The organism is Pseudomonas sp. E45-MNA-CIBAN-0222 (assembly GCF_040310405.1).
Taxonomy (GTDB): Bacteria; Pseudomonadota; Gammaproteobacteria; order Pseudomonadales; family Pseudomonadaceae; genus Stutzerimonas; species Stutzerimonas stutzeri_AC.
The window spans coordinates 329,151-353,160 of the sequence record NZ_JBEOPU010000002.1; the positions used below are offsets into that span (position 1 = coordinate 329,151).

General features: G+C 60.8%; 16 protein-coding genes. 3 read left to right on the forward strand and 13 right to left on the reverse strand.

From position 1 onward, the window contains the following. Nucleotides 1–56 precede the first annotated feature (56 nt). From AAEZ08_RS04540 to AAEZ08_RS04560, 5 genes are all read right to left on the reverse strand, one after another. Nucleotides 57–1,481 carry an AdeC/AdeK/OprM family multidrug efflux complex outer membrane factor gene (locus AAEZ08_RS04540; protein ID WP_500123804.1) on the reverse strand — a complete coding sequence of 475 codons (1,425 nt, stop codon included), beginning with the start codon at nucleotides 1,479–1,481 and terminating at the stop codon, nucleotides 57–59. After that, on the reverse strand, nucleotides 1,478–4,615 hold the full coding sequence (locus tag AAEZ08_RS04545; protein WP_493905737.1) for an efflux RND transporter permease subunit: 3,138 nt from the start codon (nucleotides 4,613–4,615) through the stop codon (nucleotides 1,478–1,480). Before AAEZ08_RS04545 ends, AAEZ08_RS04540 begins: the two co-directional genes overlap by 4 nt. 13 nt (nucleotides 4,616–4,628) lie before the next feature. Further along, nucleotides 4,629–5,768 (reverse strand): efflux RND transporter periplasmic adaptor subunit, encoded by a 1,140-nt coding sequence (locus AAEZ08_RS04550; RefSeq protein ID WP_049340295.1) that lies wholly within the window; start codon nucleotides 5,766–5,768, stop codon nucleotides 4,629–4,631. Between the two features lie 265 nt (nucleotides 5,769–6,033). Beyond that, nucleotides 6,034–6,609 (reverse strand): YceI family protein, encoded by a 576-nt coding sequence (locus tag AAEZ08_RS04555; protein ID WP_493905736.1) that lies wholly within the window; start codon nucleotides 6,607–6,609, stop codon nucleotides 6,034–6,036. A gap of 25 nt (nucleotides 6,610–6,634) precedes the next feature. Then, the gene (locus tag AAEZ08_RS04560; protein ID WP_493905735.1) at nucleotides 6,635–7,189 is read right to left on the reverse strand and encodes a cytochrome b/b6 domain-containing protein; all 555 of its coding nucleotides are present in this window, start codon (nucleotides 7,187–7,189) and stop codon (nucleotides 6,635–6,637) included. A gap of 165 nt (nucleotides 7,190–7,354) precedes the next feature. Here AAEZ08_RS04560 and AAEZ08_RS04565 point away from each other — a divergent pair, with 165 nt between their 5' ends. Then, nucleotides 7,355–8,761: an adenosylmethionine--8-amino-7-oxononanoate transaminase gene (locus AAEZ08_RS04565; RefSeq protein ID WP_500123805.1), complete on the forward strand. Its 1,407-nt coding sequence runs from the start codon at nucleotides 7,355–7,357 to the stop codon at nucleotides 8,759–8,761. A 92-nt stretch (nucleotides 8,762–8,853) separates the two neighbouring features. Further along, complete coding sequence (locus AAEZ08_RS04570) at nucleotides 8,854–9,570, forward strand: 16S rRNA (uracil(1498)-N(3))-methyltransferase (RefSeq protein ID WP_500123806.1); 717 nt, start codon at nucleotides 8,854–8,856, stop codon at nucleotides 9,568–9,570. A 22-nt stretch (nucleotides 9,571–9,592) separates the two neighbouring features. Here the strand turns inward: AAEZ08_RS04570 and AAEZ08_RS04575 are convergent, their stop codons facing one another. The 8 genes from AAEZ08_RS04575 to pilG all read right to left on the reverse strand — a co-directional run bounded on the left by AAEZ08_RS04575 (nucleotide 9,593) and on the right by pilG (nucleotide 22,792). Beyond that, nucleotides 9,593–10,066 carry a chemotaxis protein CheW gene (locus AAEZ08_RS04575; protein WP_058064271.1) on the reverse strand — a complete coding sequence of 158 codons (474 nt, stop codon included), beginning with the start codon at nucleotides 10,064–10,066 and terminating at the stop codon, nucleotides 9,593–9,595. Continuing rightward, the gene (locus tag AAEZ08_RS04580) at nucleotides 10,063–11,115 is read right to left on the reverse strand and encodes a chemotaxis protein CheB (protein WP_058064270.1); all 1,053 of its coding nucleotides are present in this window, start codon (nucleotides 11,113–11,115) and stop codon (nucleotides 10,063–10,065) included. Before AAEZ08_RS04580 ends, AAEZ08_RS04575 begins: the two co-directional genes overlap by 4 nt. Next, complete coding sequence (locus tag AAEZ08_RS04585) at nucleotides 11,108–18,328, reverse strand: Hpt domain-containing protein (protein WP_500123870.1); 7,221 nt, start codon at nucleotides 18,326–18,328, stop codon at nucleotides 11,108–11,110. The genes AAEZ08_RS04580 and AAEZ08_RS04585 overlap by 8 nt, the downstream gene beginning before the upstream one ends. Nucleotides 18,329–18,339: 11 nt before the next feature. Next, nucleotides 18,340–19,206 (reverse strand): protein-glutamate O-methyltransferase, encoded by an 867-nt coding sequence (locus AAEZ08_RS04590; RefSeq protein ID WP_500123871.1) that lies wholly within the window; start codon nucleotides 19,204–19,206, stop codon nucleotides 18,340–18,342. Between the two features lie 61 nt (nucleotides 19,207–19,267). Next, nucleotides 19,268–21,316: a methyl-accepting chemotaxis protein gene (locus AAEZ08_RS04595; RefSeq protein ID WP_181065989.1), complete on the reverse strand. Its 2,049-nt coding sequence runs from the start codon at nucleotides 21,314–21,316 to the stop codon at nucleotides 19,268–19,270. A gap of 81 nt (nucleotides 21,317–21,397) precedes the next feature. Beyond that, nucleotides 21,398–21,934, reverse strand: a complete 537-nt coding sequence (locus AAEZ08_RS04600; RefSeq protein WP_003282727.1) for a chemotaxis protein CheW — start codon at nucleotides 21,932–21,934, stop codon at nucleotides 21,398–21,400. 41 nt (nucleotides 21,935–21,975) lie between these two features. Beyond that, the gene (gene pilH, locus AAEZ08_RS04605; RefSeq protein ID WP_003282728.1) at nucleotides 21,976–22,341 is read right to left on the reverse strand and encodes a twitching motility response regulator PilH; all 366 of its coding nucleotides are present in this window, start codon (nucleotides 22,339–22,341) and stop codon (nucleotides 21,976–21,978) included. Between the two features lie 43 nt (nucleotides 22,342–22,384). Beyond that, nucleotides 22,385–22,792 (reverse strand): twitching motility response regulator PilG, encoded by a 408-nt coding sequence (pilG, locus tag AAEZ08_RS04610; RefSeq protein ID WP_003282729.1) that lies wholly within the window; start codon nucleotides 22,790–22,792, stop codon nucleotides 22,385–22,387. 235 nt (nucleotides 22,793–23,027) lie between these two features. Here pilG and gshB point away from each other — a divergent pair, with 235 nt between their 5' ends. Continuing rightward, a complete protein-coding gene (gshB, locus tag AAEZ08_RS04615) occupies nucleotides 23,028–23,978 on the forward strand; it encodes a glutathione synthase (protein ID WP_058064267.1) in 951 nt (316 codons plus the stop codon). Nucleotides 23,979–24,010: the final 32 nt, after the last annotated feature.

Sequence of the window (24,010 nt, forward strand, 5' to 3'; positions counted from 1 at the left end):
TGCGTTTCTGCGAAGATAGGCGTCAAGCAAGCCCCGCTTCATCACCCTGTTGCCACTCAGCCCTCCGCCGGCCGCACCTGAGCAGTTTCCTGCCAGCCACCACCTAGCGCCTTAAACAGATTGACCTCGCTGGCCATCTGCGCAAGCCGATCGCTGATCAGCTGTTGCTGCACGCTGAACAGCTGGCGCTGGGCATCGAGCAAGGTCAGATAGCTGTCTACGCCGGTGCGATAGCGTCGCTCGGCAAGGTTGTAGTAGTCCTCGCTGGTTTCCAGCAGGTCGCGTTGCGCCTGCACCTGGCGCGTATAAGTGGCTTGGGCCGCCAGCCCATCGGCCACTTCGCGGAAGGCCGTTTGGATCGCCTTTTCGTACTGCGCAACCTGGATGTTCTTGCTGATCTGCGCGTAATCCACATTCGCCCGCAGCTGGCCGGCGTTGAAGATCGGCACGCTGATGCTCGGCGAAAAACTCCAGTAGCCAGAACCTCCATCGAACAGGCCGGACAGTTCTCTGCTCGCGGTGCCCGCCGCGCCGGTCAGGCTGATACGCGGGAAGAAGGCGGCGCGCGCAGCTCCGATGCTGGCATTGACAGCCCTGAGTTGAAACTCCGCCTGAAGGATGTCCGGCCGCTGCTGGAGCAGATCCGACGGCAAACCGACCGGCAGCGCTGCAAGCTGGGTGCGCTCCAGGCCGTCACCCGAGGGCAAGCCAGCCGGCAGATTCTGACCCAGCAGCAGCGTCAGTGCGTTACGGTCCTGCGCAACCAGACGCGTGTACTGTTCAATGCTGACCCGTGCGCTGTCCACCGCGCTGCGCGCCTGACGCAGCTCCAGTGCCGAAGCGACGCCGACGTCGAAACTGCGCTGGGTCAGACCAAAGCTCTCTTCATAGGTTTTTAGCGTATCGCGTGTGACCTGCAGCAGTGCCTGATCGGCCTGCAGCGTCAACCAGGCGTTGGCGACGCTGGCAATAAGGCTGATCTGGGTACTGCGCTGCGCGGCCTCGCTGGCGAAGAACTCCTCCAGCGCCTGGTCGCGGAGACTGCGCAGCCGGCCGAACAGATCGAGCTCCCAGGAAACACCAAAGGTCGCGCTGTACTGGCTGCTGATCGCAGGCTCACCGCTCATGCTCAGGTCTCCCGGCGTGCGGCTACGCGTGCCGGCGCCATCGGCGCTCACTGCCGGCAGCAAATCTGCGCGCTGGATACGATAAAGCGCCCGGTAGGCATCAACGTTGAGCGCCGCAACACGCAGGTCACGGTTGTTCTCAAGCGCCACTTCGATCAGTTGCTGCAGCGCCGGGTCGCGGAAGAACTCACGCCAGCCAAGCGTCTGCTCGGACGCCTGTGCCGCGCTCTGCTGATAAGCCTCGCCTTGCGGCCAGTCGCCGGCAACCGGCGCATCCGGGCGCTGGTAATCGGGTATCAGCGAGCAGCCGGTGAGCGCCGTCATGAGCGCCAGACTCAACAGAGACTTGTTCACAGCGAGTCCTCCTTCACACCTTCGTTGGCGGGCTTCGTGCGGTCGAAGATTGTGCAGATCATCACGTAGAACAACGGAATCCAGAAAATCGCCAGCACCGCAGCGGAGATCATCCCGCCGATCACGCCAGTACCGATGGCGTGCTTACTGCCCGCGCCAGCCCCGGAAGCAAGCGCCAGCGGCACCACCCCGAGAATGAACGCCAGCGACGTCATGATGATCGGCCGCAGACGCATGCGACATGCCTGCAATGCCGCATCGACATGGCTCATGCCCTGCTCGTGCAGCGCCTTGGCGAACTCCACGATAAGGATCGCGTTACGCGCCGACAGACCAATGGTAGTGACCAGGCCCACCTGGAAGAACACCTCGTTGGAAAGGCCGCGCAGCAGCGTAAAGGCAAGCGCGCCGACGATGCCCAGCGGTACGACCAGCATGACCGAGAACGGTATCGACCAGCTCTCGTACAACGCCGCCAAACAGAGGAAAACCACCAGTAGCGACAGGGCATACAACGCAAGGGTCTGCGAGCCCGCCAGACGTTCCTCGTAGGACTGTCCAGTCCAGGAGTAACCCACCCCAGGCGGCAGCTGAGCGGCAATGCGCTCGACCTCGGCCATCGCATCACCCGAGCTGTAGCCGGGGGCCGGCTCGCCGAGCATTTCGATCGCGCTGACCCCGTTGTAGCGGGAAAGCTTGGGTGAGCCGTATGTCCACTCACCGGTCGCGAAGGCGCTGAAGGGCACCATTTCCCCAGCGTCGTTGCGCACGTACCACTTCTGCAGATCTTCGGGGCTCATACGGGCACTGGAGACGCCCTGCAGATACACCTTCTTGACTCGACCGCGGTCGATGAAGTCATTGACGTAACGGCCACCCCAGGCGATCGACAGGGTGCTGTTGATCTCCGCCAGCGAAACGCCCAGTGCCCGCGCCTTTTCATCGTCGATAAGCACCTGATACTGCGGTTCGTCGCGCAGGGTATTGGGCCGCACCCGGGTCAGCACCGGACTCTGGCTGGCCAGCTGCATGAACTTGTCGCGGGCCTGCTGCAGCACTTCATGGCCAACGCCAGCGCGATCCTGCAGGAACAGGTTGAAACCGGTGGCGTTACCCAGCTCCATCACCGCCGGCGGCGCAAAGGCGAATACCTGAGCGTCACGGAAACTGGCGAAATGTTGCTGCGCACGCTGAGCCAGGGCGAATACGCCGTCCTCCTCGTTGGTCCGCTCGCTCCAAGGCTTCAGGCTGATGAAGGCGATACCCGAGCTCTGACCGCGGCCGGCGAAGCTGAAGCCGGTCACGGTAAAGACGGAACGAACGATGTCGCCCTCCTCTTCCAGCAGATAGCTGCGCATGGCGTCGATGCTCTGCTGGGTGCGCTCAGCAGTCGAGCCCGACGGGGTCATGACCTGAGCGAACAGGACGCCCTGGTCCTCTTCCGGCAGGAACGCGCTGGGGATTCGGCCGAACAGGACGACCATGACGCCGACGATCAGCACATAGAGCAGAAGGAACGGTGCCTTGCGCCTGAGGACGGCTTTCACACCGCTCTCATAGCCATTGACGCTGCGCTCGAAGGTGCGATTGAACCAGCCGAAGAATCCGCCTTTCTCGTGGTGATCATCCTTGTCGATCGGCTTGAGCAGCGTCGCACACAGCGCCGGTGTGAAGATCAGCGCCATCAGCACCGAGAGCACCATCGCCGAAACGATGGTGATGGAAAACTGCCGATAGATGACCCCGGTCGAGCCTCCGAAGAAGGCCATCGGCAGCAGTACCGCCGACAGCACCACGCCAATGCCGATCAGCGCGCCCTGGATCTGGCCCATGGACTTGCGCGTCGCCTCCAGAGGCGAGAGCCCTTCTTCGCGCATCACCCGCTCGACGTTTTCCACCACCACGATGGCGTCGTCGACCAGCAGGCCGATGGCCAGGATCATGGCGAACATGGTCAGGGTGTTGATGCTGAAGCCGAACACCGCCAGCACGCCGAAGGTGCCCAGCAGTACCACCGGTACCGCGAGCGTCGGAACCAGCGTCGCACGGAAGTTCTGCAGGAACAGGTACATCACCAGAAACACCAGCACGAACGCTTCGAGCAGCGTTTGCATGACACCGGTGATGGAGGCGGAGATGACCGGCGTAGTGTCGTACGGGTAGACCACATCGACGCCCGGCGGGAAGAACGGCTTGAGCTCCTCGATGGTCTTGCGTACACCATCGACCGTATCCAGCGCGTTGGCGCCAGTGGCCAGTTTCAGCGCGAGGCCGGCGGCTGGCTTGCCGTTGAAGTGTGCACTGACGGAATAGTTTTCCCCCCCCAGCTCGACCTTGGCGACATCACCCAGACGCACCTGCGAGCCGTCGCTGTTGACCTTGAGCAGGATGTTGCGGAACTGCTCCGGAGTCTGCAGACGAGTCTTGCCGATCACCGTGGCGTTGAGCTGCTGCCCGGGCAGCGCCGGCAAGCCACCCAACTGGCCGGAAGACACCTGGACGTTCTGCGCCTGGATCGCCGAGCTGACATCCTCCGGCGTCAGGCTGAAGTTGTTCAGCTTGGCTGGATCGAGCCAGATGCGCATCGCGTACTGGGCACCGAACACCTGAAAATCGCCCACGCCCTTGGTGCGGGAAATCGGGTCCTGCATGTTGGCGACGATGTAGTTGGCCAAGTCGCGTTGATCCAGACTGCCGTCAGTCGATACCAGACCGATGATGATGAGGAAGTTGCTTACGGCCTTGGTGACGCGGATGCCCTGTTGCTGAACCTCTTGCGGCAGCAGCGGCGTTGCCAGCTGCAGCTTGTTCTGCACTTGGACCTGAGCGATATCGGGGTTGGTGCCCTGATCGAAGGTCACGGTGATTTCCATGCTGCCGTCGGAGTTACTCGACGAACTGATGTAGCGCAGCCCGTCGATACCGTTGAGCTGTTGTTCGATGACCTGCACCACGGTGTCCTGCACGGTCTGTGCAGAGGCGCCCGGGTAGCTCACCGAGATACCGACCGCGGGCGGGGCGATGCTCGGATACTGGTTGACCGGCAGGTTGAGGATGGACAGGCCGCCGGCGAGCATGATCACCAGAGCAATCACCCAGGCGAAGATCGGCCGGTCGATAAAGAAGTTGGACATGACTAGGAACCCCTCAGCCTTCTTGGCCTTGGGGCTGTGCGTTCACCCCCCGGTTATCGACGTTGGTCGCCGGCGCCACCTCGACCTCTACACCCGGCTGGATGAACTGCAACCCCTCGGTGATCACGCGATCACCGGGCTGCAAACCATCGCCGACCAGCCAGCGATTGCCGACCGCGCGCTCGGTCTTGATCGTGCGCAGCTCGACCTTGTTCTCCGCGTTGACCACCATCGCGGTCGGTTCACCCTTGGCGTTGCGTGTCACGCCTTGCTGCGGCACCAGGATCGCCTCGCTTTTCATGCCTGCGACCAGTTGGGCATGCACAAACATGCCAGGCAGCAGAACCTTGTCAGGGTTGGGGAATACCGCTCGCAGCGTCACCGAGCCAGTGCCGGGATCCACCGTCACTTCGCTGAACTCGAGCTTGCCTTCATGACCGTAGTCGCTACCGTCTTCGAGCATCAGGGTCACCTTGGCAGCGTTCTCACCGGCCTTCTGCAGACGTCCTTCAGCCAGATCACGGCGCAGCGCAAGCAAATCGCGAGCGGGCTGTGTCACGTCCACATAGATCGGGTCAAGTTGCTGGATGGTTGCCAGCTCCTGCTCCTGGCCATTGCTGACCAGCGCGCCTTCGGTCACTGCGGAGCGGCCGATTCGCCCGGAGATCGGTGCCAACACCTTGGTGTAGCGCAGGTCGATGCGCGCCCGCTCCAGCTCCGCTTCGGCCTGCAGGCTGGCGGCGCGGGCCTCGTCATACGCCTGCTTGCTGACGGCCTGGTCCTTGACCAGCTCGGCATAACGGTCGGCCAGCGACTTGCTGGACGCCACGCTCGCCTGGGCGCTCTTCAACGTGGCTTCGTATACCGATGGATCAATCTGATACAGCTGCTGCCCGGCCTTTACGTCACTGCCTTCGGTAAACAGGCGTTTCTGGATGATGCCGTTGACCTGCGGTCGCACCTCGGCGATGCGGTAGGCGCGGGTACGCCCGGGCAGCTCGGTGGTTACCGCGAACGGCTCTGCCTGCAGGGTCACGATACCCACCTTGGGCTTCTGCTGGGCCGGTGGGGCGGCTTCTTCCTGACAGCCGGCCAGGAAAACAGCCATGGCGAGAATGGACATCAGGGCAGCATTGGCTGACTTGATTGGCATGGTTAGACCTCTTGAAAACCTGGCAGGCGGGAGTGGGCAACAGCACACCGCAGACGCGGAGAGCGTAAAGGCCCGAAATATACTTACATCCATGACTGTCTGTAAACCTGAAAAGACTCGTCGGACCTGCTGCAAATATTGCAAAAGGTGTGTTCATAGGCCCGTTCGCCACAGCTTTGTCCGCTGCGCAATCCGCGCCGATACATAATCCAGGCAAACGCAGAACGCCGGCAAGATGCCGGCGTTCGGGTTCCACGGGGAGCGTTTACTTGCGCACACCTTCGACCGAGATGATCAGATCGACCGTTTGCGACGCCGGCCCGAGGTCCATCTTGATGTCGAAGTCCTTCAGCGTCAGCGTCGTACTGCCTTCGAAACCGGCACGGTAGCCACCCCAGGGATCATCACCTTCGCCGATGAACTTGGCAGCGATCACCACCGGTTTGGTCACGCCGTTGAGCGTCAGGTTGCCGGTGATGTCAGCAGTGCCGTCGCCGGTGGACTTCACCGAAGTCGACTCGAAGGTCGCTACCGGGTGCTTGCCGACGTTGAGGAAGTCATCGCTGCGCAGGTGCTTGTCGCGCTCGGCGTGGTTGGTATCGACGCTGGCAGTCTTCAGCGTGACATTGACCTTGCTCTCTGCCGGCTTGGCCGCATCGAAGCTGAAGCTGCCATCGAAATCCTTGAACGTGCCCCACAGCCAGCTGTAGCCGAGGTGGCTGATCTTGAAATTGACGAAGGCGTGCTGGCCTTGCTTGTCGATGGCGTAGTCGGCAGCGAATACCGGACTACTGGCCAGCGCAGAGCCGAGGACCAGTGCCGCGAGCGTTTTCTTGAGCATTGATGATTCTCCTATCGAGTGATGATTAACCGGCATTACGACCGAGCATGCGTTTGAGTGTCGCATCGCGGTCGATAAAATGGTGCTTGAGCGCAGCACAGGCGTGTACGACCGCGAAGATCACCAACGCCCAGGCTGCATATTCATGAATCAGTCCGGCGCGATCAGCCTGATTGGGTATGGTCGTGATCAGCGCAGGCACGTCGAACAAGCCGAATACGGTGATCGGCCGGCCATCGGCGGTGGAGATCAGATAGCCGGAGAGCATCGCCACGAACAGGCCGAGATACAAAAAACCATGACCAAGCTTCGCCGCCCGCTGCGTCAGTCGTCCCTGGCTCGCCAGTGGCGCTGGGGCAGGGCTCACGAAACGCCAGAGAACGCGCAGCACCATGACCATGAACAGCATGACGCCGATGCTCTTGTGCAAATCCGGCGCGGTGCGATACCAACTGCTGTAGTAGGTCAGCCCCACCATCCAGAAGCCCAGACCGAAAAGGCCGAACACGGCGAGGGCGACCAGCCAGTGCAACGCAATGCTGGTCAGACCATAGTTGGTGGGGGAGTTACGCCACTGCATCGAATCTTCCTTCACTTTCCGAGGGCTAGAAGCCTAGCCGGTAACTTATCGCAATAGAGTGCATTTTTTCGCTGTGACTTATCGACCAATTCGATAACCGCTCTCGTTTCCGCGCCAGCAGGCCTGCATCTGCTAGGCTGCGCGACTCACCGCGGAGGACCAACGATGAGCCTGAACGACAGCTGGATGCAACGCGACCTTGCCGTACTCTGGCACCCCTGCACTCAGATGAAAGATCACGAACAGCTGCCCCTGATCCCCATTCGCCGAGGCGATGGCGTGTGGCTGGAAGACTTTGACGGCAAGCGCTACCTGGACGCCGTCAGCTCTTGGTGGGTCAACGTGTTTGGTCATGCCAATCCACGTATCAATCAACGCATCAAGGATCAGGTCGATCAGCTTGAGCACGTGATGCTCGCAGGCTTCAGTCACCAGCCAGTGATCGAGCTGTCCGAGCGACTTGTCGCGCTGACGCCGGCCGGGCTGGACCGGGTGTTCTACACCGACAACGGTTCGACCGGTATCGAAGTGGCGCTGAAGATGAGCTTCCACTATTGGCGTAACAGCGGCCGTGGGCAGAAGCAGCGATTCGTCACCCTGACCAACAGCTATCACGGCGAAACCGTTGCTGCGATGTCGGTGGGCGATGTCGCACTCTTCACCGATACCTACAAGCCCATGCTGCTGGATACCTTCAAGGTACCGAGTCCGGATTGCTACCTGCGTCCTGAGGGTGTCAGCTGGGAGGAGCACTCCCGGCAAATGTTTGCGCACATGGAGCAGACGCTTGCAGAGCATCATCAGGACATCGCCGCGGTCATCGTCGAGCCTTTGATCCAGGGTGCCGGCGGCATGCGCATGTATCATCCGATCTACCTCAAGCTGCTGCGCGAAGCCTGCGACCGCTACGAGGTGCATCTCATCCATGACGAGATCGCCGTCGGCTTCGGCCGCACCGGCACAATGTTCGCCTGTGAGCAGGCGGGCATCACGCCTGACTTCCTCTGTCTGTCAAAAGCCCTGACCGGCGGCTATCTACCGATGGCTGCAGTGCTCACCACCAACCGGATGTACCAGGCGTTCTACGACGACTATTCCACGCTGCGCGCATTCCTCCACTCGCACACCTACACCGGCAACCCGCTGGCCTGCGCCGCGGCCCTGGCGACGCTGGATATCTTCGCCGAGGACAATGTCATCGAAGCGAACAAGCCATTAGCGGCTCGCATGGCCAGCGCCACCGCGCACCTGGCTGACCATCCGCACGTCGCCGAGGTCCGCCAGACGGGCATGGCGTTGGCCATAGAAATGGTTCAGAGCAAGGCCAGCCGAGCCGCTTATCCATGGCAGGAGCGGCGCGGTCTTAAGGTCTACCAACACGCCTTGGAGCGCGGCGCCCTGCTGCGGCCCCTCGGCAGCGTTGTCTATTTCTTGCCGCCCTACTGCATCACCGAGGAACAGATCGATTTTCTTGCTGCAGTAGCCACCGAAGGCATCGATATCGCCACACGGGAGAGCAGCCAGGTATCCGTGCCAGCCGGACTCTATCCAGAGTTCAGGGATCCGGGCTGACGCCAGCGGCAAGCTCGATGCGAGGCCGCCTGCTAGGCGGGCGGCCGATGCTTTAGACTTGCTGGTTCCACTTGCCGCCCGCAGCTGTCCCTATGCGCCTATCACGCTTCTTCATCGACGCCCCCCTTTCCCTTGGCCGGCACTCACTGCCCGAAGCCTCCGCTCACTACATCAGCCGGGTATTGCGGCTTTCGCCCGGCGGCGCGGTTCAGCTGTTCGATGGCAGTGGCGCGGAGTTCCGCGGTGAACTGGCTGAAGTGGGCAAGAAAACCGTCACCGTCGAGCTCCAGGAATATCTAGCGGGGATGCCCGAATCACCGTTGCGCATTCATCTCGGTCAGGGGCTGTCCCGAGGCGAGCGAATGGACTGGGCCATTCAGAAAGCCACCGAGCTCGGCGTAGCGCAGATCACACCTATTGTCAGCGAACGCTGTGAAGTTCGCCTCAACGACGAGCGGGTCGATAAACGCCTGGCCCACTGGCGCCAGATCGCGATCAGCGCCTGCGAGCAATGCGGACGATCGGTGCTGCCGCTCATCCACGCGCCGGTCAGCCTGCGTGACTGGCTGACGTTAGAAGCAGATCTGAAGCTGGTGCTGCACCCAGTGGCTGAGCCACTGGTGAGCCACGCGAAGCCGCAGACGCTGGCATTCCTGATCGGTCCGGAAGGAGGTTTGAGCGAAAGTGAAGTCGCGCAGGCCGCGGACCAAGGGTTCCAGCCCGCGAGACTCGGGCCGCGGGTTCTGCGCACCGAGACCGCGCCAGTGGTAGCCTTGAGCGTCGCGCAGCAGCTCTGGGGTGATTTCTAACAGCGGGCGAGCACCGAAGGGGTCAGATCAGGCCAGCGTCGGCCAGTTTCTGTTCCAGACCGATCAAATCGGGGATTCGTGCCTGCACATCGCCGAGATTGACCGCGTCCAACTCCAACGGTGCAAGTGCAACATCAGCGCGCGCGAGGCTTGCATCGACCTTGATCGAGTGCGGGATACCTTGCACCAGCAGCGCAATGAACTTGACGTGATCGCGGCCGCCGACCGCATTGAGTACGGCAACCCGTGCAGCGCTGCCGACCGGCTGGGGCTGACCACTGGAGGCCGCCTCGAACGACAGCAGTGGCAGGCTCAAATCACGCCATTGCACCTGCCCTAGGAACCACGCTGGCATGCCCTGCACCGGTTGTGGGGCGCGATAGGGAATCAGCTCGGCGACCGCGACGTTGGGCATCAGCAGCATGCGATCGGCAAGCGGCATCAGTAGCCCAGTGAGGCTGCTCTGTGCATCCGGTGAAACGACCATCTGACTCATGAATTCTCCCGTTGAAAAGACCTAGCTGAAACGCCAGTCTGATTCACCAAATGATTGACCAGAGCCTGTGCCAGTTCGCGCGGATCACCGCTGTACGAGCTGTAGCCACCTTCGCGAAGGTTGTCCGGCATGCTGGAACACGCACAGGAATCGGCGCGCTGCGTCCAGACCTTGCCGCCCTGGCGCAGCATGTAAGCGGCTGCGGCACTGCCATCGCTACCCATTCCGCTGAACGCGATCACACCGCAACGCTCGCCGAACTGCTGAGCCAGATTCAGCATCATTTGGTCGATAGAGGGGCTGTAAGGCTCAGGCCAGCAACGGCCATTCAGCCGCGTACTGCCGTTGGCCTCGAAACCCAGCTCCTCGCTGATCGGCGCTATGACCACTTCGCCACAACGCACGGGCTCGCCTGGTCGGACCTGCTTAACCTGCCACTGGCTATGTCGGCCAACGGCCTGGGATAACGCCGACTCGAAGCTGGCTTCGATGTGCTGTGCGTAAATGAAACCAATCGGCAGGCCGCCAGGCAGGGCATCCAAAAAGGCCTTTACAGCCTCCGGCCCCCCCAGCGAAGCGGCCAGCAACCAAATCTGTGTTGCCGGCTCACCGGCAACCAGCGCGCTATCGGCCAGCACCGCCGGCAATGTCAATCGCTCGGGGCGCTGTCCTTCACCCTGCAACACCTCCAGACGTGGCCCCACTGCGCGCGATGGATCACCCACGAGGCGCTTTAGCTTGCTGAACAGGCTACGTTCCCAGCGCGGGTAGAACTCCGAATGTCGCTCCGGCGCACGTCCTTCCCCGAACAGTACCCGAGTGGTATCCCTTTCGAGCAACGCATCCACGAGCGGCGAATCTTCGGTCTGGGCAAGATCAACCAGCCATAGATCGGCCTCGGTGTTATCGAGGTCAGCGGGCTCAAGGCGCGCCGGATCATTGTTCAACACCACCTGATAGCCACTGCCGGTCAGGGCTTGCTGCAGCACATGGCGCTGCAGCGAGGTATCGGCAAGAACCGCGATGCGTGCGGACAGGACTTCAGACATCGGCGCGAACCAGTCGCTGAATGGCCTCAAGCAGCACGGACTCCTGATACGGCTTGCCCAAGTACTCGTTGACGCCGATGGTCAGCGCGCGATCGCGGTGCTTCTCGCCCGTCCGCGAGGTGATCATGATGATCGGCAGGTCTTTAAGACGCTCGTCGTGTCGCACCAGCGTGGCCACCTCGAAGCCGTCCATGCGCGGCATCTCGATATCCAGCAGCATGATGTCTGGTTTGCGTTCCTGCAGCTGGGTAATGGCATCCACCCCATCCTTCGCGGTGAGGACATTCATACCGTTGCGCTCCAGCAGGCGGCTGGTGACCTTGCGTACGGTGACCGAATCGTCGACTACCATGACCAACTTCGGCCGATCGCTTTCCGCCTCCACAGGTTCCAGCCCCTGATCGATCAGTCGCGGCTGCTGTAGCTGGGTGAGCTGATGCGCATGCAGCACACGGATGGTCGCCAGCAGATCTAGAATCACTACGACCCGGCCATCGCCGAGGATGGTCGCGCCGGAGATGCCATGCACGCCGGCAAACTGAAGACCGAGACTCTTCACCACGATTTCGCGCGAGCCTGCGAGGCTATCGACCTGCACCGCAACGCTGTGCTCTTTCGAGCGTACAAGGATCACCGGTAAAGGCAGGCTCTGCCCCACCAGCTTTGGCCTCTGGCCATTGCTCAGCAGGTCGCCCAGGTAGCGCAGCTCGTAGGCCTGACCGGCGTATTCGAAACGAGGCGCATCCGGCTGGTAATAAGCTTCCAGTTCGTAAGGCGAAACCCGCACGATACCTTCGATGGTGTTCAACGGAATCGCGTACAGATCCTCCCCTGAATAAACCATCAGCGCCCGGTTGACCGACACCGTGAACGGTAGCCGAATCAGAAAGCGTGTCCCCTGACCAAGCGTCGATTCGATACTCATCGAGCCGCCAAGCTGCTTGACCTCCGAATGCACCACGTCCATCCCGACGCCACGCCCTGAGATCTGCGTGACACGCTCGGCCGTGGAGAAGCCAGCTTCAAGGATGAACTGCAGGATTTCGTGCTCGGACAGATTGCTGTCGGCAGACATCAGGCCACGCTCGATGGCCTTGCGCCGCACGGCATCCAGATTGATACCGCCCCCGTCGTCCGCCAGCGTCAGCACGATGTCGCCGCCTTCACGGGCCAGATCCAGGCGAATATTGCCCTGCTCAGGTTTGCCCGCGGCCCGACGCCGGTCAACGGACTCGATACCATGGTCAACCGCGTTGCGCAGCATGTGCTCCAGCGGCGCGACGATTCGCTCGAGTACGCTGCGATCCATCTCGCCAGTGGCGTTACCGACCATGAACTCGACCTGTTTGCCGAGCTCGCCAGCGACCTGTCGAACGATACGCCGCAGGCGCGGAACCAGGCGCTCGAAGGGCACCATGCGAGTGCGCATGAGACCTTCCTGAAGCTCGGTATTGACCCGCGCCTGCTGCAGCAGCAGGGTTTCGGCGTCGCGGTTACGCGCAGCCAGGGTTTCTTTGAGGTCGAGCAAGTCGGAAGCTGACTCGAACAGTGCACGCGAGAGCTGCTGCAACTGTGAGTGGCGGTCCATTTCCAACGGATCGAAGTCGTCGTAACCGGCGCGCTCCGCCTCAGCCTGGTAGCGGCTGAGAATCTGCGCCTGGGTTTCCGTGTCCAAGCGGCGTAACTGATCGCGAACACGCTCGATGGTCGCTTCCATTTCGCCGAGGGTAAATCCTACGTCACTGACCTGCTGCTCGACGCGACCACGGAAGATCGATGTCTCACCGGCTAGGTTGACCAGGCCTTCCAGCAACTCGGCCGGCACTTTGACCAACTCTTGCGGCGCCCGCCGCGAGGCCGCTTCTTGGGCAGCCAGCTGAGCACGCCGGATGAAGGGCAGCACCTTGGCCGGACTGGCACTCAGGGCTGGCTGGGTGCTGGCCGCAATAATCGGCTGCGCTAACGCCAGCGGCTCGCTCGCTACGCGCTGCTCTTGTTCCTGCTCGACCGATCGGGTCTCTGGTGCCGCGTCCGCCGCTAGGCCTGCACGCAACCGCTCAATATCTTTTAGCAGCGCGTCGTGGCCCTGCTGAACATCGAGAAACAGGCTCTCCGGCCATGGAGCACCCTGTTGCTGCGCTTCACTGAGGCGCTGCTCAAGATCATGAGCAAGGTTGCCCAGCGCGCTCTGGCCGGCAAGCCGCGCTCCGCCCTTCAGGGTGTGCAGAACACGAAGCACATCGGTCAATGGTGCCGTATCTTCGCGGCCGGCATCCCAACGGCTAAGTGCAGACTCCATCTCTTCCAGCAGCTCATCCGCTTCCTCGACGAAGATATCGAGAATCTCGTCCTCAGCCGCCTGCTGCGCATCTTCCTGGGCAGCCTTGAGCGAAACGCTGCTGGGGATGCTCAGCTGTTCGTCGGGGTTGCTACGAAATCGGCGAATCGTCTCGATGAGCGCATCGCCCGAAGGGACCGCTCGGCGAGCGCGAACAGCCTCAAGCATCTCGGCCAGGCGATCCTGGCAGGCCTGCAGAAGACCGAATAGCTCCGGACTGGCGCGGTAGTTACCGGCGCAAAGGCCCTCGTACAAATATTCGAGCTCGTGAGCCAAATCACCGATCTCACGAATGTCCGCCATCCGCGCGCCGCCCTTGAGCGTGTGCAAATCTCGCTGCAGCGCTTCTAGCTCGAAGCTGTTGTCGACATCTGCCATCCATCGCTGCAGTCCACCGGCTGCACTCTCGATGAGATCAAAGCCCTCCTCGAGAAAGATCTCTACCAGCTCAGGGTCGCGCTCGTCGATGGCCTCATACGCGTCTAGCGAGCCCTCATCTGCAATTGCGGAGTTTGCGTCCGTTTCAGGCAATTGAAGCTCGATCGCTTCCAGCTCCGGCTCCTCGTCCAGCTGTTCTTGATCCGAGATGATGTCTGCGTCGCCGCTATCGTCCGCAGCACCGGCAGCACTCTCGTCGATCTCGATCGACGGCAGCTCTAGAGCATCGGAGGGAGGCAACAGATCCACAATTTCATAAGAGTCGGTATCAATGTCTGCGACTGGCGTCTCGTCAGGTTCAGCGTCATCCTGCGCGATGCCTTCGGGGTCTACCTCAGCCACTTCGAATGTAGGCAGAACGCCCTGACGAAAGGCCCGCATTGATTCGATCAACGCGTCGGCGCAACTCATGGGCAGTTGTCGTTGCAATTGCTCGAGCTGCAGCGCCAGATGATCGTGACTGCGCTGCAGCAGCGTGGCCAATTCGTTCGAATGCACGTAACGGCCGTCGGAGAGGCCTTCGTAAAGCGATTCCAGCTCGTGCGCCAGATCGCCGATCGGGCGAATAGCTGCCATCCGAGCACCACCCTTAAGGGTGTGCAGATCGCGCAGTAGCGCAGAAAGAGCCATCTGATTGGCCGGATCGGCGAGCCAACGGTCGAGCGCATGGCCCGCACTCTCCATCAGATCGACGGCTTCGTCGAGAAAGATCTCCACCATTTCATGATCAAGGTCTTCCTGCTCTTCAGCTTGTACGACAGGGTCAACAGGCCAGGCTTCGGCTTCGGCTTCGGCTTCGGCTTCGGCTTCGGCTTCGGCTTCGGCTTCGGCTTCGGCTTCGGCTTCGGCTTCGGCTGGCAAGTCTATTGTCGCCTCATTGCCCGTCAAGGCGAGCTGCTGCGAATCGACTGTCTGCTCCAAGGCCAGCGGATCAATAGCTTCGGCCAGCAGTGCTTCCAGACGAGCCACCAGCTCCGACTGCTCACTCACCTGCAAGGCGGCAGCAACCTGATCCATCATGCCTACCAGTGCCTCGTGGCCCTGTTCGACATCGTCGAAGAAGCGCTCACTGACCGCCAATCGACCTTCCTCAACCACTGCGTACAGCCGCAACAGCACTTGGCAGAGCGCTTCCATCTGCGGCAGGTCGGCCATTTTTGCGCCCTGTCCTAGCGTGGTGAGCTCCTGCAGCAGCGCCGAAAGCTCCTGGCGCTCGGCCGGATGCGCTCGCCAGCTACGCAGCAGGTCCTCGGCGTCCAGCAGGATATCCATACCCTCGGAGAGGAATAGCGCGATCATGCTTGGATCGCGAGCCTCGCCAGCATCGTTGTGCTGGCGCGCGCCTGCCTCGACTAATCTCGCCTGGTGCAGCGCATGCACCTTTGCCAGGAACTCGGGGGCACCTTCGATGGGTGCGAGCGGCTCATGGTCTAGATTGGCCAGACCCAGGCGCAACAGCATCTCTGCCTCATGCAGCAGTTCAGCTTCGGCCAGATCCATCTGAATCAGGTTGGTCTTGAACTCCTTGACCATCTTTTCCAGTGGCGTGGCGATTTCCGCAACGGGCAGGATGCCCGCCATATGCGCACTACCCTTGAGCGTGTGCAGCGCTCGCTGCAAGGCATCGGTAACGGGCTGCGGAAGACGTTGGGCGCAATCGGCAAGGAAGCTGACCAGAGTAGTCAGATGCGATTCGGCCTCGTTGCGAAAGATCTCCAGCAACTGTGGGTCCAGCGCGTCGTCGTCCACGTCCGGTGAAACAGCCTGCGGCGAGACAACCGTCGCCACAGAGGGAGTCTCGGACTGGGTCAACGCTACTGGCTGCCCCTTGGCCAATGCGTGTGCTGCGGCTGCCAGTCGATCAACATCATCTCGTTGGCGCTGGGCTTTGGCAGCAAACTCATCGACCAGCGCCGGCATCAGCGCAACGACGTCATTGACCACCTGCCTGACCTGATCGGTTGGCTCGATGCTGCGATCCAATACGCGATTAAGCAGATTCTCAATGGACCAGGCCAGCTCACCGATGACCAGCGCACGAACCATCCGCCCACTACCCTTGAGGGTGTGGAACGCACGACGCACTTCACCCAGCGCATGCTTGTCTTCTGTGTCGGCACACCAGCGTGGCAGCTGCTCGCCAATGGCTTCCAGAACCTCTGCGGCTTCCTCGATGAAGACTTCCAGCAGATCCTCGTCTACCGGCTCCTCATCAGCAGGCGGCGGCAACAGACTCGGAGGAACATCCTGGGCCGGCGGATTGATGGCTGCAGCAGGAGCCGCCATCACCTGCTCAAGACTGACGGCGGGCTCGGATTCGGGGCTCTGCGAAGGCTGGTCGTAGGGCTCAGAGAAAGCTGGCAGGGAAACTTCTGGAAGATCGAGCTCGGCTACTTGCTCCTCGCTCCAAGTGGTCAAGGAGTCAGCCTCAGGGGTTGCACCAAGGGCAACGCTGGCGTCCAGGCCCTCTTCCTGGGCTTCTTCGGGCAAGCTGAAAACAATTTCGTCTTCGCCAGACGGCTCGTCCGCGACGGACTCAGCGTCGACTTCAACGTTTCCACTGTCAGCGTCGAGAGATGCCTCTGCGGGCAGCTCCGCCGCCGGAGTAGCGGAAGCCTGCTCCGACTCAACCGAGTAAAAATCAAAAGCACTGCTAGCCGCGTCCGATTCCTCTGGCAGAACTTCAATCTCATCCAGCGAGTCGATCGGGTCGGCCTCAGGCACAGGCTCCTCGTCCTGATGCCGCTGCGCCCCCCCCGGTGCATAACCAAGGTTCTGCAGACTCTCTTCTGCCACGTCGAGAATGAGGTCTCCCTGGGTGCCACAATCTTCGGTCAGGCGCTCCAGGTAATACTCGACGCTGGTGATCGCGTCAGCCAGCGTATCCAGACTTTGCCAGTCCGGCACAGCCTGACGGGCCAGTAGCTGGTCCTGGATATATCCGTTGCAGGCCTGCAGCAGAGCCGCGGCACGCTCCAGCGGAATCATCGCAAGACCGCCACGGACCTGAGTCAATAGATCGGGGACACGGGCCAGATGCTCGTGGTTCCACTGTGAAGCGATGAACTCGATAATCGCGTCTTTCGCCTGCTCCAGGCCGTTACGCGCCTCTCGGATGACCAGTTGATGGATCTGTGCAACGTCGGTGGTCGGCAGGTGACTCGCTTCGCTGCGTTCCTCTCCCGCCCCCCCGACCATGCCAGCCAGGGTGGCCTCGACGTAGAGCAAAGCACCGGCAATATCCATCAGCACGGCGTCGTCAGGTGACTGCCGCCCCTGAGCGATGGACTGTACCAAAGCAATCTGATCGAGAATGATCTTGCGCGGTTGCGCGAAGCCGAGGACCGCCAGTGTATCGGCGATCTGCTTGAGTGGCACTTCAAGACTGGCGAGGTCGGAAATGACCTTGCGATCACTACGAACGAATAAGTCGAGACTGTCCTTTACTCGCACCAGCTCTTCACAGAGGGCAGCGACTACCGAACGCATCGCACCCCGATCAGGGCCTGCCAACTGAGCGCGCTCCTGGTCGACCACGGCGCTGTCCGGCAGCGCCTCGTCAAGCCGGTAGTGCTGCTTGAGTGCTTGGATGCGCGGGGTTTGTCCCGGAGCCTTGGCGACGTAGAAAAGCAGGTTCTTGATCAGCTCATCCGGCGCGGCCTGGTTGAGACCATCGGCACCTTCTTCGACCAATCGTTTGAGCTGCTTGTCCACCTGGCGCAGCAGGGTGCGAACCGAGGTACCGTTGCTCACGCCGCCGCTGGCCAGCCCTTCGACCATGCCTGATGCGATCTGCCACAACGCCGCCAGGGGCGCATCTTTGCAAAGCATTTCCAGTCGCGCGAAGACCCGGGCCATGTAGCCCAGGTTGGTTGGCAGGTCCTGGTTGCGGATCACGCCAACCAGCGCAACCTGCAACATTTGTCGCAATTTGCGCAGCAGCGTTGGCAGCTCGGTCGTGCGCAAGCGCTCGACTGACTCCTGGGACAGCGCTGGCGTGCGCCCGGAGAGATCGGGCGAAAACAGGCTGGTTTCCGAAAGCAGCTTCTCACCGCGCGCGGCGCGCAGATCGTTGAGCAGCGGCAGAACCACCATGGGCAGGTCGCGCCGGGCACTCTGGATGCGATCCAGGTACGCCGGCAGCTGCAGGATGGCCTGCATCATTACCTCGAGCGCCTCGCCCTGGTTAGCAACACGCTCATCCAGCAGCGCTCGTGCCAGCTGCTCCATTTCTTCGGCGAGCAAAGCGGCCCCGAAGAACTCCACCATCTGCAGAGTGCCGTGGACCTGATGCACATAGGTCAGGCAAAAGCGCATCCGAGTCGAGTCCTGTGGATTCTCGACGAACGCCTCCAGGGCCTGACGCGCCTGCTTAAGCGTCTCGGCAATCTCGCCCTTCACCCACTCCAGGGCGACATAATCGTGCCGATCACCCATAGCGACTCCGCTCATAAACTTTTCCGGGTAAAAGCCAGAACCTGGTCATTGGCCACCGGAAGCAATTCCGGATGCTGCCAACCAACCACTTCACCTACACCGATCACCAATAACCCTCCTGGCGCCAAGCATTCAGCCAAGCGATTGAGGATTTCTCGGCGTCGCCAGCGACGGAAATAGATCAGCAGGTTCTGACAGAAAATGACATCCATGTCGGAGACCGGCGAATTCGCCAGCTCCAACACATTGAGCCTTGCAAAGCACACACGTGCAGCCAGGGCAGGCAGGACTTGAAAACGATCATCGGGCGAAGACAGGAAATAGCGATCACGCATAGCCGGTTCGACCTGCTCTAACCTGCGAGCGCCATAGACGGCCGCTCGTGATTTGGCCAGGGCGCTCAAGCTGATATCAGTGCCGGTGACGCCGAAGCAATTTTGCGACTCACTACCCGCCAATACCTCTGCCGCAGTCATTGCCAGCGAGTAGGTCTCTTCACCGCTTGCGCAACCCACGCTCCACAACGCCAAGGGCCGCTCGAGCGGCCCCTGTTCCAGGCGGTGGCGCAGATACCCTTCAAGCAGTTCAAATGACGCGGGATGACGAAAGAAGCGCGTCTCCTGCACCGTAAGCCTATCCATCAGGGTCGACCACTCAACCGCCCCACTGGGACCGGACGTAACCTGCCGGTAGTAACTGGCATAGTCAGGCGCACCGACTTCTCGCATGCGGGCGCTCAGATTGGTCTGCAGGAAGCTGCGTCTACGTTCGCTGACGACCATGCCGGAGCGCTCTTCGAGGAGTGCCTGCCAGTCATGAAATTCCGCCGGCGACATATCGGCCAAGGGCTCCAATGCCCAGTCAAACCTCGGCTGCATGCCCTGCCCCTCGCTTGTGATCATCGGCGGCAGCCATCAAATGACTGCCGCACTCGTCAAGTCAGGCCTGATCCGGAGCATCCGGCAGGGTAAAGCCGGAAACGGAATGGCGCATCTCGTTGGCCATCTTGGCCAAATTACCGATGCTCTTGGCCGTAGCGGTGGTACCCGACGAGGTCTGCGAGGTGATCTCCTGGATCACGTTCATGGTATTGGAGATGTGGCCGGCCGAAGAAGCCTGCTGGCGTGCAGCGTTAGAGATGTTCTGGATCAGCGCCGCAAGCGTCTTGGATACCTTTTCGATCTCTTCCAGTGCCACACCGGCGTCCTGCGCCAAACGGGCACCACGCACCACTTCAGAGGTGGTCTGCTCCATCGAGATGACCGCCTCGTTGGTGTCGGTCTGAATGGTCTTAACCAGCGCCTCGATCTGTTTGGTCGCCGCGGAAGAGCGTTCTGCAAGACGCTGAACTTCGTCCGCTACCACCGCAAAGCCTCGGCCTGCGTCACCCGCCATGGATGCCTGGATCGCCGCGTTGAGTGCGAGAATGTTGGTCTGGTCAGCAATATCGTTAATCAAGCTAACGATGTCACCAATCTCCTGAGAGGACTCACCGAGACGCTTGATCCGCTTGGACGTGTCCTGGATCTGCTCACGAATGTTGTCCATCCCGGTGATGGTGTTGTGCACCACCTCGTTGCCCTTGTTGGCGATCGCTACGGAGCGCTCTGCTACCGCCGAGGATTCCGCGGCGTTGGCCGATACCTGGTCAATGGAAACGGCCATCTCGTTGATCGCTGCCGAGGCACCCGCGATTTCCTGCGCCTGATGCTCAGAAGCTTCGGCCAGGTGCATTGCAGTCGCCTGGGTTTCCTGAGCGGCACCGGACACCTGAACGGCGGTCTGGTTAATGGTAGCTACCAGTTCACGCAGCTGGTCGATGGAGTAGTTGATCGAGTCGGCGATCGCACCGGTGAAGTCTTCGGTAACAGTCGCGGCCACCGTCAGGTCACCGTCCGCGAGGTCGCCGATTTCGTCGAGCAGTCGCAGAATCGCGGCCTGGTTACGCTCGTTCTTCTCGGCAGTTTCGCTCAAGCGGCGACGTGCTTCCTGAACCATGACCAAGCCAATCAGAATGATCGAGGCCAGCGCCAAGGCGCCCAGCACGTATCCCAGGATGGTGTTGAGATAACGGGCATCGGCACGACTCTGCAGGCCTTGCGACAGTGCAGAAGTCTTGTCGAGCAGGGTTTGGGAAACTTCGAAGATACTGTTCGCTGACTCGCGCACCTGGAACAGTTCAGGCGAAGTTTCGAGAATTTCGTCCACGGAGCCGGATACGAACTGGAAGAGCTCGGCAATTTCAGACAGGCGATCAAGCGCTTCTTCGTCGGTTACGGCGCTGATACCCATGGCAACGTTGCCTTCGATCATCGCATTCAGAACCCGGCCAAAGAGACTGGCATCACGGCCGAACATATCCGCTGCCTGGACCGAGTCCTGGTCACCGGAAAGCACCTTGTTCACCGAACCGAGAATACGCTCGGCCAGCAGTGATTGGCGCTGGGCTACCGAGACCTGAGCCGCCGGGGCACCACTTTCCAGCAAGATATCGACGACTTCCTCGTACTCAACCTGCAACTGGGGAATGGTTTCAGCCAGAGTACTGGCTACCTGGTGCAGCGAAAGAACGGTTTGCTCACTGGAAACAATGGCGTCGGTGTCACGGCGCAGCGTGGTCCAGTCCTGCTCTACCGCATTGACTTCGTCGCGCAGCGACTCAGGCACAGCAGGCAAGCCGATGCTCTCGTTACCCTGCGAGAGGTAAGCCCAGCGCTGATCGAACTCGTTCCGGGCCTGCTTCAGAGACGCGAACGCCTCCTGCGTGCCGGTTGCCGCTTCCACGGCGTCCTTGGCGATCTGCTGGGACAGTACGCGGAGCTCTCCCGCGTGAGCGATGTACTCGTTATCGTAATCCGCCTGCGTGTTGACGTACGCGAAGTTCGCGAACAGCAAAACGATCGAAACGATCAGTACGATAAACAGGCCGGTGGTCAGCGTATTGCTACGCACCCCGCTCAATAAAGCATTAGCATTCATTTTGTTCATTATCCGGCCCCCGCCTGGACCCCCGTGCGCTTCCATCCAAGAACCAAAAGGTCGACCTCGGTCGACCCACCTACAAACTTTTTAAAACGCGACGTCCAAGAACGCCTGATGCGTAGCCAATGCGTGCGGACTGAAGACCAGCCAGGGCTGCTCGCGCTGGAACACACCGTGAATAAACGGTTGGATCGATGCCTCAATCGGAGGCAACTCCTCCGAGAAGGTCTCTACCGGAAAGTGCTGCATGCCGAAGACTTCATCGACGGTTAGCCCCGCAAACACGTCCTGATGGTCAACCACCAGCACCCTGCGCTGCTTGCGCAGAGCCGAAAGCTCCAGCCCGAAATAGCCGCAGAGGTCCATTACCGGCAGCAATCTGCCTCGGACATTCGCCACACCCTTGACCCAGCTCTTAACGCCGGGAAGCAAGGTGTAGCGCGGCTCATGCAGGATTTCGCCTACCTCCCCCATCGGAGCGACGAACAAGCGCCCCCCCATACGGAAACCGATCCCTCCCCAGGTCTGTACAGCTTCCTGTTGAGAAGGCAGGCCCGCCGCAAACATGCGGCATCGATTATCTAGCTCCAGCAGCTGCTGAAACGGCGTTTGCGTGTCAGGCATGCTGGCCACGTCCCTTTGTGCGAGTGTTGGCTTCCCCGGCGTTAGCCCGCCAGAACGGCATTCAGGGTTTTCAGCAATGTCGCCTCATCCACCGGCTTGGTCAGGTAATCCTTGGCCCCTTGGCGCTTGCCCCAGACCTTATCGGTTTCCTGATCCTTGGTGGTGACGATGATCACCGGAATGTGACTGGTTTCAGAATCTTTAGTCAGTTGACGTGTGGCCTGAAAACCATTCAGCCCCGGCATGACGATATCCATCAGGACAACGTCCGGCTTTTCTTGGCGCGCCAGCGCAACACCGTCAGCGCCGTTCTCGGCCTTCAGCACTACATGACCGTGCTTTTCCAGCATGGCGGTGAGCTTGTACATTTCGGTCGGCGAATCATCAACAATCAGAACGCGAGCCATGATTTCTCCATAGGAAGGCTTCAGCGGCAAACAATGCCGAACTTCAGGATGCTTGCTCCACCGGTGCAAAATCAGGCACATGCGCCTTGATCGCACCGAGCAGCTCTTCTTTGCTGAACGGCTTGGTGAGGTATTGATCGGAACCGACGATACGCCCTTTAGCCTTGTCGAACAGGCCGTCTTTGGAAGACAGCATGATCACCGGCGTCGACTTGAAGGAACTGTTGTTCTTGATCAACGCGCAGGTCTGATAGCCGTCCAGCCTAGGCATCATAATATCGACGAAGATGATGCGGGGATGAGTATCCGCAATCTTGGCGAGCGCATCGAAACCGTCCACTGCGGTGATGACATCGCATCCTACTTTCTTCAGCAGGGTTTCAGCGGTACGACGAATCGTTTTCGAATCGTCGATCACCATGACCTTCAAGCCCTCGGAGTGCTGTTCCATTTCGCCCTACCATCGCCTCGGTGAGTCGTAGTTTATCGTTATGTCAGTGCGCCGGAGGCCCTGCCACCGATGGGCTGCACCCAATCGCCGGACCTTTTTAGCACACTCCTCATGCGCAAGCTATCAACCGGAAAAGCATCCGGATTTTCCTTGACCCAGTGCACAACCACAGCCAATCTGCAGCGACATTTGAGCCACTGGCGGCGCCCGCCGCCCACTGCCGGAGAAACACCTCATGACCGTTCGCGTCGGGATCATCATGGACCCTATCGCGCATATCGCCTTCAAAAAGGACAGCTCGCTGGCCATGCTGTTGGCCGCCCAGGCGCGAGGCTGGACGCTGTTCTATATGGAGCAGCGCGACCTTTACCAGCTGGGCGACCAGGCCCGCGCACGCATGTGTCCGCTGCGGGTTTTCAACGATCCGCAACACTGGTTCGAGACGGATGAGGAGATCGACGCCGCACTTAGCGACCTCGATGTGATCCTCATGCGCAAGGACCCGCCCTTCAACAGCGAGTACATCTACGCAACCTACTTGCTGGAATTGGCGGAGAAGTCGGGAACGCTGGTGGTCAATCGCCCGCAGAGCCTGCGCGACTGCAACGAGAAGTTCTTCGCTACCCAGTTTCCACAATGCACGCCGCCGACACTGGTCAGCCGACGTTCGGACATTCTCCGCGAGTTCGCCCGCGAGCACCGTGACATCATTCTCAAACCCCTTGATGAGATGGGCGGCGCCTCTATTTTCCGCCACCGCGAGGGCGACCCGAACCTTTCGGTGATCCTGGAGGTGCTGACCGAGCATGGCAGCCGCCAGATCATGGCGCAGCGCTATGTTCCGGCCATCAAGGATGGCGACAAGCGCATCCTGATGATCGACGGCGAACCGGTACCCTATTGCTTGGCACGGATCCCCGCCGCTGGTGAAACCCGCGGCAACCTGGCCGCTGGCGGCCGCGGCGTAGCGCAGCCGCTGTCCGATCACGACCGCGAGATCGCCGCACTCGTCGGCCCGGAATTACGCAAGCGCGGCCTGCTGTTTGTGGGCCTGGATGTGATCGGCGATTACCTCACCGAAATCAACATCACCAGCCCGACCTGCATCCGTGAAATCGACAATGCGTTCGATACTCGCATCGGCGAACGCCTCATGGACGCGATCGCGGCCAAGCTGCAAGGTTGAACCAGCTAACAGCTTTGAGCTTGGAGCTTGCG

What these genes read in the sequence shown, in the direction of transcription:
- AAEZ08_RS04545 (WP_493905737.1), bottom strand. Translation starts at nt 4,615, where the DNA reads ATGTCCAACTTCTTTATCGACCGGCCGATCTTCGCCTGGGTGATTGCT.
- AAEZ08_RS04550 (WP_049340295.1), bottom strand. Translation starts at nt 5,768, where the DNA reads ATGCCAATCAAGTCAGCCAATGCTGCCCTGATGTCCATTCTCGCCATG.
- AAEZ08_RS04555 (WP_493905736.1), bottom strand. Translation starts at nt 6,609, where the DNA reads ATGCTCAAGAAAACGCTCGCGGCACTGGTCCTCGGCTCTGCGCTGGCC.
- AAEZ08_RS04560 (WP_493905735.1), bottom strand. Translation starts at nt 7,189, where the DNA reads ATGCAGTGGCGTAACTCCCCCACCAACTATGGTCTGACCAGCATTGCG.
- AAEZ08_RS04565 (WP_500123805.1), top strand. Translation starts at nt 7,355, where the DNA reads ATGAGCCTGAACGACAGCTGGATGCAACGCGACCTTGCCGTACTCTGG.
- AAEZ08_RS04570 (WP_500123806.1), top strand. Translation starts at nt 8,854, where the DNA reads ATGCGCCTATCACGCTTCTTCATCGACGCCCCCCTTTCCCTTGGCCGG.
- AAEZ08_RS04575 (WP_058064271.1), bottom strand. Translation starts at nt 10,066, where the DNA reads ATGAGTCAGATGGTCGTTTCACCGGATGCACAGAGCAGCCTCACTGGG.
- AAEZ08_RS04580 (WP_058064270.1), bottom strand. Translation starts at nt 11,115, where the DNA reads ATGTCTGAAGTCCTGTCCGCACGCATCGCGGTTCTTGCCGATACCTCG.
- AAEZ08_RS04585 (WP_500123870.1), bottom strand. Translation starts at nt 18,328, where the DNA reads ATGGGTGATCGGCACGATTATGTCGCCCTGGAGTGGGTGAAGGGCGAG.
- AAEZ08_RS04590 (WP_500123871.1), bottom strand. Translation starts at nt 19,206, where the DNA reads ATGCAGCCGAGGTTTGACTGGGCATTGGAGCCCTTGGCCGATATGTCG.
- AAEZ08_RS04595 (WP_181065989.1), bottom strand. Translation starts at nt 21,316, where the DNA reads ATGAACAAAATGAATGCTAATGCTTTATTGAGCGGGGTGCGTAGCAAT.
- AAEZ08_RS04600 (WP_003282727.1), bottom strand. Translation starts at nt 21,934, where the DNA reads ATGCCTGACACGCAAACGCCGTTTCAGCAGCTGCTGGAGCTAGATAAT.
- pilH (WP_003282728.1), bottom strand. Translation starts at nt 22,341, where the DNA reads ATGGCTCGCGTTCTGATTGTTGATGATTCGCCGACCGAAATGTACAAG.
- pilG (WP_003282729.1), bottom strand. Translation starts at nt 22,792, where the DNA reads ATGGAACAGCACTCCGAGGGCTTGAAGGTCATGGTGATCGACGATTCG.
- gshB (WP_058064267.1), top strand. Translation starts at nt 23,028, where the DNA reads ATGACCGTTCGCGTCGGGATCATCATGGACCCTATCGCGCATATCGCC.